9 protein-coding genes are annotated in these 13,149 nt (G+C 49.9%); 5 read left to right on the top strand and 4 right to left on the bottom strand.

From position 1 onward, the window contains the following. Positions 1-48 precede the first annotated feature (48 nt). From H6F72_RS23645 to H6F72_RS23660, 4 genes are all read right to left on the bottom strand, one after another. On the bottom strand, positions 49-1,323 hold the full coding sequence (locus H6F72_RS23645; RefSeq protein WP_190441606.1) for an efflux RND transporter periplasmic adaptor subunit: 1,275 nt from the start codon (positions 1,321-1,323) through the stop codon (positions 49-51). Between the two features lie 112 nt (positions 1,324-1,435). Further along, positions 1,436-2,098, bottom strand: a complete 663-nt coding sequence (locus H6F72_RS23650) for a J domain-containing protein (protein WP_190441608.1) — start codon at positions 2,096-2,098, stop codon at positions 1,436-1,438. A gap of 117 nt (positions 2,099-2,215) precedes the next feature. After that, positions 2,216-2,812, bottom strand: a complete 597-nt coding sequence (locus H6F72_RS23655) for an ATP-dependent Clp protease proteolytic subunit (protein WP_190441610.1) — start codon at positions 2,810-2,812, stop codon at positions 2,216-2,218. A 125-nt stretch (positions 2,813-2,937) separates the two neighbouring features. Beyond that, positions 2,938-3,597 (bottom strand): ATP-dependent Clp protease proteolytic subunit, encoded by a 660-nt coding sequence (locus H6F72_RS23660; RefSeq protein WP_190441612.1) that lies wholly within the window; start codon positions 3,595-3,597, stop codon positions 2,938-2,940. Between the two features lie 213 nt (positions 3,598-3,810). Between H6F72_RS23660 and H6F72_RS23665 the strand changes: the two genes are divergently transcribed. From H6F72_RS23665 to H6F72_RS23685, 5 genes are all read left to right on the top strand, one after another. Further along, entirely contained in the window at positions 3,811-5,052 is a 1,242-nt protein-coding gene (locus H6F72_RS23665) for a VWA domain-containing protein (protein WP_190441614.1), read from the top strand. Between the two features lie 675 nt (positions 5,053-5,727). Beyond that, positions 5,728-6,612: an alpha/beta hydrolase gene (locus H6F72_RS23670; protein WP_190441616.1), complete on the top strand. Its 885-nt coding sequence runs from the start codon at positions 5,728-5,730 to the stop codon at positions 6,610-6,612. 877 nt (positions 6,613-7,489) lie between these two features. Continuing rightward, complete coding sequence (locus H6F72_RS23675; protein ID WP_199299262.1) at positions 7,490-9,559, top strand: long-chain fatty acid--CoA ligase; 2,070 nt, start codon at positions 7,490-7,492, stop codon at positions 9,557-9,559. 47 nt (positions 9,560-9,606) lie between these two features. Next, the gene (locus H6F72_RS23680; RefSeq protein ID WP_190441617.1) at positions 9,607-11,949 is read left to right on the top strand and encodes a 3-hydroxyacyl-CoA dehydrogenase/enoyl-CoA hydratase family protein; all 2,343 of its coding nucleotides are present in this window, start codon (positions 9,607-9,609) and stop codon (positions 11,947-11,949) included. 12 nt (positions 11,950-11,961) lie between these two features. Further along, a complete protein-coding gene (locus H6F72_RS23685) occupies positions 11,962-13,143 on the top strand; it encodes an acetyl-CoA C-acyltransferase (RefSeq protein WP_190441619.1) in 1,182 nt (393 codons plus the stop codon). Positions 13,144-13,149: the final 6 nt, after the last annotated feature.

The following is a 13,149-nucleotide window of genomic DNA, read 5'->3' on the forward strand; positions in this document are numbered from 1 at the left end:
ACACCACCTGCATTTCATGGTCAAATTTGCGATCGCGCTCCATCATGACTAGGGCGAAGCTGGAGTAACACTGGGTTTAGCCTCGGTTTGCGGTGTGACCTGCATTCCTGGTTCTAGCGGTGGTTCTGGGGGTGGCAAAATGACTTTCTCGCCCGGTTGCAATCCTGATTTCACCTCGACCGTGACTAGACCCTCCAAACCCAAATCAACCGATCGCTTTTCAGCTTTGCCCTCAGCGTCTCGAATCCAAACAAACGGGGTCGCTCCAGTGCGCTGAATTGCCTCGGTGTTGAGCGCTACCACATTGGGACGCTCTTCAATTACCAGTTCCACATTCACCTGACTGCCTGGAATTAAACTGCGGGTGGGTCGATCTAGGCGAACCGTCGCGGGAACCGTGGATTGGTTCGACTGGCTAGAACCACGACGGCTGTTTTGTTCTTGGGTGTCAGGAGCGATCGCTTGGGGATACAAACTTTGCACCCGTCCGGTAAATACCTGTTTATCTGGCCCAATCACGGTAATTCGGGCGGGTTGATTCACCTTTACTCGCACAGCATTTAGCGTGGAAAGTTGCAGCGTTACCAGCTCTTGACTCGGATCACCTAAGGTCAGCAAGTCGGTGCGTAACTCCACACCATCCCCATCTTTAACTTTCACGTCCAGAATCAGGCCATCAATTGGTGCAGTCACCACCGTATCCCGCAACTGCTGCTGAATCCGCTGTTTCTCTAGCTGTAGACTTTCCAGTTCCAAGGCTCCTGTGCGGATACCCGATTCTGTATTGCGTAGCGTGGTTCGCAGTTCTCGCACCTGAGTTACTTGCTCTTGCACTCTTTGCTGAGCCAGTGCTCCTTGTTTTGATAAGTTTTCGAGTTTTTGCTGTTCGCGTTCTTCGTCCGCGAGTTGTTCTTGCAGTTCTAAAATCTTTTGGCGATCGCGTTCTAGGGTCAGGGTTTGCTTCTGAATCTTGACTTGTTGGTTGGCTAAAGCCGTTTGGCGTTCGGGGTACCGCAGCACCACCAGTGTTTGACCTGCTTTTACAGTGTCTCCCGGTTGCACCAGCACTTGCTCGACCGCGCCTTCTGTAGGTGATTTTAAGGTTTGTTGCGATCGCAGTTCTACAGTGCCACTTTCGTTAATCGTGGTTTCGATCGTGTCTCGCTCTACCGTCACTAAAGGTGCTACGACAGGCTTGGCTGCTTGGCTCCAAAATTGGCTATAAACCAGCCAACTTCCTATACCCGCGATCGCTAAAATCCCTGAAACGGCAAGCGATCGTATACCCCGCCTAAGCTCTTTTTGACTTCGTTCCGCAATCATCAGCACCCCACCTCTGGCCTACGTCTAGGCACTGGAGATTGCACTATAGCTTAGTGAAGCTTGAATAATTTCACATCACCTAAATAGGTTAAGGTTTAACCGCTCAACAGCTTTAAAGCATCTGTTCTATGCGGCGAAAATCGCGTTCTACTTCGGCCCAGAGCGATCGGTTGTGAGGATCTGTCCGGAGAGCTTTTTTTAGGTAAATTCTGGCTTTATCTAGCTGCTTTTGGCTGACCAAGTGCCGACCCAAGCGTTGATACACGATCGCCTGCCACTGTCGCACTTCTGGGTCTTGGGGGATGCGTTGGGCTAACCCTTCTACAATTGTGACAGCCTTGGGAAAGCGCTGATCCCTCAGTAATTGCTGGAGCTGTTCGTAAACTCTCTGCTTAAGTTTTTGTTCTGTTTCCGAAAGCTGCGGATTAAACTCAACTCCAGGTTGCTTCTTGGTTACCTTAACCTGAGTTTCCGATGTGGCTCGTTTCACCGTCACTTTTGGCGTGGGAGGCGGAGACTTAGTGGAAGGAGAAGTTGCGGCGGCATTGCTAGCAGTCCCTTGGCTCTGACTGGCTTGTCCCTCTGAGGACTTCACTGTAGTCAAGAGGAGTTTGTAAGCTGCCGTCAGCTCAATAAACTTTTCCTTAGCACGCTGATCTCCTGGATTCACGTCAGGATGATACTGCCGCGCTAGACGGCGGTAAGAAGCTTTGATTTCGGCAAAGGAAGCACCGGAGCGCAGTCCTAGAAGACGGTAGCAATCTGCAACGTTCATCGAAATGAAAAAATGGCAGAATTATCAGATTCTGCCATTACTAAAGATAGATTGACATCTCAGCAAGAATCAAGAAATCCGTGCAGGCTTCACAGGTGCTTGATTCCTACTGGGTAGTTAAGGGGTGCGATCGTCTAGGACGCGATCAACCAAGCCGTATTCTTTGGCTTCGTGGGCTGACATGAAAAAGTCCCGATCCATGTCTTTCTCGATCTTCTGCAAGGTTTGGCCCGTCTTGTCAGCGTAGATTTGGTTAAGCTGACGACGAATCCGCAAAATTTCTCGTGCTTCAATCTCAATGTCGGTAGCTTGACCACGGGTACCACCAGAAGGCTGGTGAATCATGATCCGCGAGTGGGGCAGGGCTAAACGCTTCCCTTTCGTTCCGGCGGCTAGCAGGAAGGAACCCATAGAGGCCGCTAGACCCACACAGATGGTCACTACATCGGATTTAATGTGCTGCATGGTGTCGTAAATCGCCATGCCAGACGTAACCATCCCACCAGGGGAGTTGATGTAAAGGTAAATATCTTTGCCAGGATCTTCTGAATCCAGGTACAGCATCACCGCAATGATCTGGTTGGCAATCTCATCATCCACATCCCGCCCTAGGAAAATAATCCGTTCGCGATAGAGGCGGTTGTAGATGTCGATCCACTGGGTAAATTGTTCCCCCGGCATCCGGTAGGGAACCTTAGGAACGCCAATAGGCATAGTATGCTCCGTCAGTCAATGAGGTGAGAGGTGGGCAAGTGAGGGGTGAGCAAGTGAGCGGATGAGTAAGCGAGGGGGTCAATAAGTTCTTAACACCTCATTCCTCTCTCCTAACTCCTCACAGTCTAGATAACGCCTGCGGGCAGAGGAGGATGAGCGAGGTCTTCTTTTTCTAAAACTCGATCAATCAAGCCGTAGGGGACAGCTTCCTGAGGAGTGATATAGAAGATCCGATCCATGTCCTTGATAATTTTTTCGGGAGATTGGCCAGTATTTTCTGCCAAAATATCGACCATCGTTCTTTTGTTAGCAAGCACCTCTTTCGCCCGAATTTGAATATCGGTCGCTTGGCCGCGAGCATAGCTCTTGGGTTGATGCAGCACGATTGTGGCATTGGGTAAGCTAGCTCGGCAGCCTTTGGTCCCAGCAGACAAAAGCATGGCCGCCATCCCCATTGCTGAACCCAAGCAGATGGTGTGAATGGGAGGCTTGATGTACTTCATGGTGTCGCAGATGGCGAAAGCTTCGGTTTCAAAGCCGACGGGTTCGCCATTGTAGCTAGAAGTCCCAGTGGAGTTGATATAGATTTTGATGGGTTTTTCTGGGTCTTCGTACTGTAAGTACAACAATTCCGCAATGATTAACTCAGTTACGGCGGGAACTAGCGGCATCCCTAGATAAACGATCCGCTCCTTGAGCAACAAGGAAGGTAAATCGGGTGGGGGGGTCCGAGAGAACGCATCTCCGTAGTAGGGAGATTGAACGGCTTGGATCGGTAAGTTCATAGCCTGTGCGTGTCTTTGCCTGTAATAATGGCGCTATTTTTAACAATAGTAGCGTGCCCTTGAGTCTGAACGCCGGACTGCTGCTTTTCGAGCCGAAATGGCGCGGTTCGAGCTCGATTTATGCAGCGAATCACCTCCTGATTCCGTAGCGTTGGCTGTGGATGGTGAGGTTACTACTACCCTCCTCTATTTGCCTGCCCAGGAGCCTCGGTTATGAAAGTCAGCTTGCAACCTGTTCTCAACGATCGCCATCTAGATGCGACGCAACCGAGTAGCCAGCGGCAATTGGCGATTTCGGTGTCGGCCATTCCAGAGGCTAGCGATCGCACAGTGCCTCTCAATTTGTGCTTGATCTTGGATCACAGCGGCTCGATGAATGGGCGGCCTCTAGAAACGGTGAAGCAGGCGGCGCAACAACTGATTGATCAATTGTCTCCGGGCGATCGCATTTCGGTGGTTGTGTTTGACCACAAGGCCAAAGTGCTAGTTGCCAATCAGGTGATCGACGATCCGGTGGGCATTAAGGGCAAAATTGCTCAACTCAAAGCTGGAGGTGGTACGGCGATTGATGAAGGGATGCGCTTGGGCATTGAGGAATTAGCCAAGGGCAAAAAAGACACGGTTTCTCAAGCTTTTGTCCTGACTGACGGCGAAAACGAGCACGGGGACAATCAGCGCTGTCTCAAGTTGGCCGAATTAGCTACTAGCTACAATCTGACTTTGAATAGCTTGGGCTTTGGCGATCACTGGAACCAGGACATTTTAGAAAAAATTGCTGATGCTGCCGGGGGCAGTTTGTCGTACATCCAGCATCCCGGCGAGGCAGTGGAGGTCTTTGGTCGCTTGTTTAGTCGGGCGCAAGCGGTGGGCCTAACTAATGCTTATTTGCAATTGTTTTTAGAGCCGCACGTACGGTTGGCCGATTTGAAGCCGATCGCGCAAGTGGCTCCCGATACGGTGGAGTTACCTGTGCAGCAGGAGGGAGCTTGGTGTACGGTGCGCTTGGGCGATTTAATGACCGATGTGCCCCGAGTGATTTTGGCGAATTTGTATGTGGGTGCTTTGCCTGAGGGGCAGCATGCGATCGCGCGGGTGCAGGTGCGCTATGACGACCCAATGCAAGGGCAAGAGGGACTGGTTTCGGAAATGGTTCCCGTGGAAGCGGCGGCCTTGAGTGTGTTTCAGCCTGCGGTGGATACGGAGGTGCAGCATCACATTTTGGCGTTAGCGAAGTATCGGCAAACTCAGATTGCGGAGGCGAAGTTGCAGCAGGGCGATCGCGTGGGGGCGGCAACGATGTTGCAAACGGCGGCGAAAACGGCTCTACAAATGGGCGATCAGGGGGCAGCAACGATTTTGCAGACGAGTGCGACGCGGTTGCAGTCGGGTGAGGAGTTGTCGGAGGCGGATCGGAAGAAGACTCGAATTGTTTCTAAGACGATTTTGCAAGCTTGATTTTTGGGTGTTTTGGTATTTGGGAACCGAGCCTTGGGGGCACTCGCCCCCAAACCCCCGCTGAGGGACGGCTGCGTCCCCCAGGCCCTCTCCAGAAAGGTTTAGAACTCACGCATTTACCCTCTTAGATTTTTCTTTTTAGATGTCAGATTCGCTCTGATTTTCCAAACTTGGGGCTAGGGGCTGTCCAGAAAAACCATCCTGCATCAACTTAGTCGCCCTATTGCCCAGTGTCCAGGGCGTTATGGCTTGGGCTTAACGCTAGGTAGTGGCGAAGTTAGGTTGAACGATATCTGCTATTTCTACCAAAGGATACTGGTGTCACCACAATTTCGGTTAGATATACTACTAAGTAGATGCACAACGACTTCTAATCGTCAAAGTTTAGTACTCTTCAGGCTCCTCAACGGTAGTCGTGGTCTAGGTTGCCGCTACTGAGTTGCCACTTATAGATAGAAGCAAAATTATTTGTCGCTGAAATTGGCTTCTTGCACAACCGCTGCTAATGGCACAGTGAAGGTAGGTGAGAGAGGCTAACTTTAAGTCAGCGGAATGCCGTTCTGGCAGAACTTTGCCAAGGATAGGTATCTTTTAGCTACCTAGCTATAAGCTTCCAGTAACTTAACCATGCATCCTAAAACCACAACGATATCAAAACGTTTGTGGAGCATTGTGATGAGACATATTGAAGGGAAGTTCAAGGGATTTGGTGGGCTTGATCTCTATTACCAAAGCTGGCATCCAGAAGGGCAGGTTCAGGCTGTAGTCGTCATGGTACATGGCTTAGGAGCACATAGCAGTCTGTTCGGCCAGGTTGTGCAGTATTTGGTTAGACAGGAATATGAGGTTTATGCCTTTGATCTGCGGGGTCATGGACGTTCCCCTGGGCAGCGAGGACACATTGGCGCTTGGGCTGAGTTTCGGGAAGACCTTCAGGCATTTCTTCAACATATTCAGACCCTACGCGCCAGTTGCCCTTGTCCTTATTTTCTTTGGGGCCATAGTTTGGGTGGCACGATCGCGCTGGATTATGCCTTGCGATCGCCAAATTCCTTGCAGGGATTGATTGTATCTGCACCAGCTCTAGGAAGAGTCTCTGTATCTCGCTGCAAGCTGATCGTGGGGCGGCTCCTATCAGGAGTGTTTCCCCGCTTTAGTTTACGACTAGGGATTCCTTCAGACCTAGGGTCCCGTGACCCAACGCTTCTCTCAATTTACACCCAAGATCCACTGCGGCATGAGTATGGCAGTGCCCGATTAGCCACAGAGTTTTTTGCGACCGTAGATTGGATCTACAAACATGCCTCGGATTTGCAAATTCCTCTATTACTGCTGCATGGCAGTGCGGATCAAGTGATCCACCCAGAGAGTAGCCGAGTTTTCTTTCAGCAAGTTATGTTTTCTGATAAAGAACATCATGAATACCCAGGGTGTTATCACGATCTTTATGTGGATGTTGATTACCAAAAGGTATTTACTGATTTAGAGAACTGGCTAGAACGACATCTGGCAGGAAGTCCATCCTGTGAGGCTTTAGGGCTGTGTGTGGTGCGCTACTAATTTACCGTTGGCTGAAGTGGGCGTTTGAGCTCGCCTAAACTCTAGTAGGTTCGCTTGGTAGATTCGTCTATCAAACCCTTCAGAAAATCCTTGAACTTCATGATTTTTCAGGTGATGTTGCGCTGAGAAACTATCACCTGAAAATCTATGAAGGAAGATAATTACTCTGGCTTAACTGGTCTTGCACCTTATATGTAAACTGTTTTTAAGCTTAGGATTAAAGTTTAATTACAAAGAAAATGCGATCGCTAAATCTTAGAGTTCTAAGAGGTAGACCTAGTGATATACATAATTTGTTTGTCTAGTTACCAGCTCAATCGGAACAGAAAAAACGCACTTACTTGCCGTTTTGAGTCTCTCTTTTGGAGGATAAGCTATTGGGGATCAAGAAGAAAGGCTATATATAGCCCTTAGCTTTAACTTTGTAAAAGGTTGATTTGCTTTTGGCTTTGTTCAAGAAATGTATAAAAATCAGCGAATTGATGTTCTTGTAGCTACACTAAATATTATCTGAAAATCTATTGCTGTCAGTTTGTTAGGTATGGTACTGCCCAGACTGAAGCTGTATAGAAACTACTGCTAATTACTACCAAGTTATAAGGAGACACTGGGAATTGACTAAGACTCCGGCCTTAGAAGTCGCATTCTTTATTTTCTAATGGGTCTGCATCTAGCATCTCTGAAGCGTTGTTGAATCCTTGACGATTAAACCTCGATCAATTGTTTAACTTTTAGGATAGTTTAAGAAACTTGTAGCGCACTGTTCTCGTTGCATCCTTTGCGCTCCCAAATTTCTCTTCTAGAACTATTGCTTTGGAGAGCTGAAACATATCATTCGTGAGGAGAAGGGTTTTTACTCTTCGAGGAGATCTCCCACATGGATAAGACTTACCAGGCTCCTCCTAGCTCTGGCAGGGTCGTTCTGGGACGCACAATCCCCTCATTACTTGATGAGGCTTGTGCCCAAGCCCCAAATGCTCAAGCTTTGAACCAATGGACTGGCACAAATTGGCAATCCCTTTCCAATCACGGCTTTCGGGCAGCTGCTGAAGCCTGTACGTTGGGTTTGCTAAGGTTAGGGTTAGAGAGCGGCGATCGCGTCGCTTTATTGATGTATAGCGATGTCAAATTTGGCTTGGCTGATATGGGTTGCCTATGGGCAGGGTTGGTTGATGTACCCATCGATCTCACTCATACCCTAGAGCAAATTATTTTTGTTCTCCAACACAGTGAAGCTAAGGCTTTAGTCATTGCTGACCTAGAGCTGTTGGTCCAAGTCACGCCACATTTAGGAGATACTCCTCACTTACGGCATATTATCGTGGCGGATGCCCCTGAGGATTGGGCAGAGCAGCGATCGCAGTGGCTCCAATCGTTTCCCGTTTCACTGATGTCTCTGGGTGAGTTGCAAAGTACCCAACCCATCCTAGAGACAAGTGAGGCAACGCCAGCTCTACAGGCGAATTCAAAACCTGAGGATTTGGCCACAATCATCTATATCCCGGATGAGGCGGGGCAACTGCAAGGGGTCATGCTAACCCATGAAAACCTCTCTATGAACGCTTTTGCCGCTTTCTCAGGCATTACTACACTAGGCAAAGGTGATGAGGAAACAGTGCTTTCCTTTCTGCCGTTAAACCATGTGTTAGCGCGGACGATGCTCTATGGACATATCCTTTATGGACACAGCATCTACTTCTCCAGTGCTAGCCGTCTCACCAAACATCTCCAGGAGGTTCAACCCACCATCTTAGTGACTGTACCCATTGTGTTGGAAAAGACATATAGCAAGATTGTTGAGAGGGGGAGTAAAGCTGGTTCTCTATTCACTCGTCTGATCTTTCTCTGGGCGCTAGGTTTAGCCAAACGTTATGAAATTGGCCGCCAACCTAACCTTCTATATGCTCTACTGCTCAGGGTAGCCGATTGGCTGGTGCTGTCAAAATGGCGATCGCTCTTGGGGGGTCGCCTTAAATATGTGATCTGTGGCGGAGCAGCGCTGAAGGCAGAATTAGCCAATGTCTTTGCCGCCGCTGGCATCCCGATTCTACATGGGTATGGTCTCACCCAAGCCAGTGCGGTGGTGTGCTGTAATTGTGGTTCCTTTAACCGAGCGGGAACGGTGGGACTACCGATCGCAGGGATAGAGGTGGCGATCGCGGAGGATCATGAGGTTTTGGTGCGTGGGCCTTGTATTACTTCCGGGTATTACAAAAATCCAGAAGCCACACAGAAACTCGTTGATCAGCAAGGCTGGTTGCATACAGGGGATTTGGGCGCGTTTACAGAAGACGGCTTTCTAAAAATTACAGGTCTGAAGAAGTCTCTGTTTAAACTCGCAACGGGCAAATATATTGCACCACAACCGATTGAGCAGCGATTGCAACAGTTTCCCTTGGTGGCTCAAGCGATCGCCGTGGGTTCCGCCCAAAAATTCTGTGCTGCCTTAATTGTTCCAGACTCACAGGCTCTCCATAGCTATGCCTTGGGAGTGGGGATTGATCTCCCACCCGATGCTCTCCTCACACATCCTCACGTCATAGCGCTTTACCAAGCTTTGGTCGATACCGCCAACTGTCATTTACCTTACTGGGCGATCGTCAAGCGCTTTCAACTGATCAACAATCCATTTACCGTAGAAAACGGCTTATTAACTCCAACCGGGCAACTGAACCGTACCCAGATCAATAAAACCTTTAGCAAAGAAATTGATGCTTTGTACGGGGAATCAGAGCCAAGCCGTGGGAAAGATCAGGATAAGCAGAAAGCAGCCTCTATATCTCCTCAAGCTTCTGAGACTGACCTGTCGAACGTGTATCCGTCTGTTTCACCTGCTGCTTGCCCTGCCTTTGCCCAATCCCTACCTCGGATTAATCGTTTAATTACGTTCATCCTTTGGACGAGTTTGACTGCGCCTCATTCACTCACAAAATTGCCAATCTATTAGCTCATAACCCTCAATGCAAGGGCCTCAACGCAAGGGAGAGTTTCTCAATGTTTAAGCCATTTCGAACCGCCGCCGTCCTGGGTGCAGGTGTAATGGGAAGCCAGATTGCTGCTCACCTCGCCAATATCGGTCTGACTGTGCATCTATTGGATCTGCCTGCCAAGACAGGGAATAAAAATGATTTGGTAGAAGGCGCGTTTAAGAAAGCCCGCAAGCTATCTCCACCGATCTTCTTTACGGATAAGGTGGCTCATCGCGTCATCCTGGGTAACTTTGAAGAACATTTTGATCGTCTAGCCAATGTAGATTGGGTCATTGAGGCTGTTGTTGAGAATCTAGACATCAAGCAACAACTGATGCAACGGCTGGAAGCGGTCATGCGGTCAGATGCTGTAATTTCTACTAATACCAGCGGATTGCCGATTCATGCGATCGCGGAAGGTCGAGCAGAATCCTTCCGCCAACGCTTTTTAGGCACCCATTTCTTCAATCCACCCCGCTATCTAAAATTGCTGGAAATCATCCCGACTCCGGAAACAGATCCGCAAGTAGTCGCACGCATGCGCTGGTTTGGAGAGACCCGCTTAGGCAAAGGTGTGGTGATTGCCAAAGACACACCCAACTTCATCGCCAACCGCATTGGCATGTATGCCACGATGCAAGGCTTACGAGCATGGACGGAGCAAGGATACACCATTGAGGAGGTCGATACTCTCACCGGGACTCTGGTAGGACGACCCAAATCAGCCACCTTTCGCACCGCTGACTTGGTGGGTTTAGATACCCTGATGTATGTGACAAAAAACCTTTATCCTGCCATTCCCCACGATGAAAACCGCGAGATGTTCCGGGTGCCAGAAGTGCTGCACAAACTCGTCATGGCAGGGGCGATCGGAGCCAAAGGGGGACAAGGATTTTACAAGAAACAGAAGGGTGAAATTCTTTCAGTTAATCCCGAAACCATGAGCTACGAGCCTGCCAAGCCAATGGATTTGGGCGAGGTAGAGAAGTTGGGTAAGGTTTCAGGTTTGAGCGATCGCTTGCAAGCTCTGTACAAAGATCCTGGTCGTGCAGGGCAGTTCTTCCGCACCACCACACTGGACTTACTCGGATATAGCGTCCGTCGTATCCCTGAAATTGCTGATAGCCCTGCTGATATCGACCGAGCTATGTGCTGGGGGTTTGGCTGGGATGTTGGCCCCTTTGAGATTTGGGAGATGCTAGGCTTTGAAACCGTACTGGCAGATATGAAAGCAGCCAATATCTCGGTGCCCGAATGGGTAGAGGCCATGCAGAGTAGGGGCGAAGCATTCGGGCAATACTCTTTGCAACCAACTACTAAGCCTACTTCCGAATGCTTCGCCCCTACAGTGGAGAAAATTGATTTAGAAGCTATTAAAACAGACCCACAAAAAACATTGTGGCAGAATGCTGAAGCCGCTTTGCTGGATTTGGGTGATGGTGTAGCGCTGTATGAATTCCGCTCTAAAGGCAATACCCTCAGCTTCAAAGTAGTAGAAGGGTTAGCTGAGGTTCTAGATATCTTAGAAGAGCGGGACGACCTAAAAGGCATGGTGATTGGCAACGGTAGCGCTCATTTCTCTGGCGGTGCAAACCTCGCTGAAATGGGAATGACCGCCCAATCGGGCAACTTGCAAGCATTGGATGACCTGATTGTGGAGTTCCAGTCAGTTCTCCAGCGCATCCGCTATGCCCCCAAACCTGTAGTCATTGCCCTGCAAGGGCGAGCCTTGGGAGGTGGTTGTGAGCTAGTGATGGCTTGTCCTCATGTCGTTGCTGCCGCTGAAACCTATATTGGCTTGGTAGAGGTAGGCGTGGGTCTAATTCCAGGGGCAGGCGGCATCATGAGGACTGTGGCACGAGTGGCAGAACGAGCCGCTAGCGACTCTCCCAGCGACATTCAACCGTTCCTCAAGGCCGCTTTTGAAACGATTGCGATGGCTAAGGTTTCTACCAGTGCCTACGAAGCCCAACAGATGGGATACCTCCCTTGTGATGCCCGCATTTTGATCACTGGAGAGAATCGCCTAGAAGTGGCTAAAGCTGAGGTTATCCATCTCGATCGCGCTGGGTATGCACCACCGCCAGAACAAACCGCCATTATGGTCCTGGGCCGTCCCGCCAGAGCCATGCTAGAACATATCGCTTATGTTTTCCAACAAGGTGGTTTTGCTAGCGAATACGATCGCTACCTAGCAGGAAAGTTGGCTTATGTGATGACAGGGGGCGAACTCTCCGCTCCCGCTCTAGTGCATGAAGATTACCTGTTGCGTCTAGAACGGGAGAATTTCTTGCCGCTCCTCAGCCAACCCAAAACCCAAGAGCGGATCACCCACATGTTGAAGACGAAGAAGCCACTGCGGAACTAAGGAGAAACGACCATGCAAGATGCATATATTGTGAGCAGCGTTCGGACGGCAGTGGGCAAAGCGCCTCGCGGTACCCTCCGCAACATGCGTCCTGACGATATGGGGGCGATCGCAGTCAAGGGAGCGATCGCCAGGGTAGAAGGACTAGAACCCAAACAGATTGACGATATCATCATCGGTTGCTCCTTCCCGGAAGCTGAACAAGGATTTAACTTGGGACGGGTGATTGCTCAACGGGCGGGATTACCCGACACCGTCGCAGGCTGCACCGTGAATCGCTTCTGTGCTTCGGGATTACAGACGATCGCGATGGCGACTCAAGCCGTGATGACAGGACAAGCGGACGTAATGGTGGCAGGTGGTGCAGAAACCATGAGCCTGATTCCGATGGGAGGTCACGCGATGGTTCCCAACCCAGACCTGATGACTTCAACGCCGCAAGTCTACTGCACAATGGGGTTAACGGCTGAAAATGTGGTGCAGCAGTATCACGTTTCGCGTGAAGATCAAGATGCCTTTGCTCTGCGATCGCACCAGCGAGCTTTGGCCGCCATTCAAGCAGGGAAATTTGAGGAAGAAACGATTCCGCTCCCCATTCACGAAACGCTATATGTAGATGGCGAAGCCAAAACAGTAGATACGATCTTTCAAGTAGATGAAGGTCCACGTGCGGATACGAGTATGGAAGCTTTAGCCAAACTGCCTTCTGTGTTTCGCATGGGCGGTAGTGTCACGGCTGGCAATTCCTCGCAAATGTCCGATGGGGCTGCTGCCACAATCATCATGAGCCAACGCAAGATGGATGAGCTAGGCGTGAAACCAATGGGACGATTGTTAGGTTTCAGTGTGGCTGGCGTACCTCCGGAAGTGATGGGGATTGGGCCTGTAGAAGCAATTCCCAGGGTACTCAAGCAAGTCGGTTTAACCCTAGATGACATTGGCTTAATTGAACTCAATGAAGCCTTTGCCGCTCAATCTCTAGCTGTGATCCGTAAACTGGGTCTCAACGAGGAGATCATCAATGTCAATGGTGGCGCGATCGCTCTAGGACATCCTTTAGGTATGACTGGAGCTAAACTCACCGCTACAATTCTTCACGAGATGAAACGACGCGGTGTGCGCTACGGCTTGGTGACGATGTGTGTCGGTGGCGGCATGGGCGCTGCTGGCGTGATTGAAAACTTGATGCTTTAGCAATTA

Origin of the sequence: Trichocoleus sp. FACHB-46 (genome assembly GCF_014695385.1) — a bacterium.
GTDB lineage: Bacteria > Cyanobacteriota > Cyanobacteriia > FACHB-46 > FACHB-46 > Trichocoleus.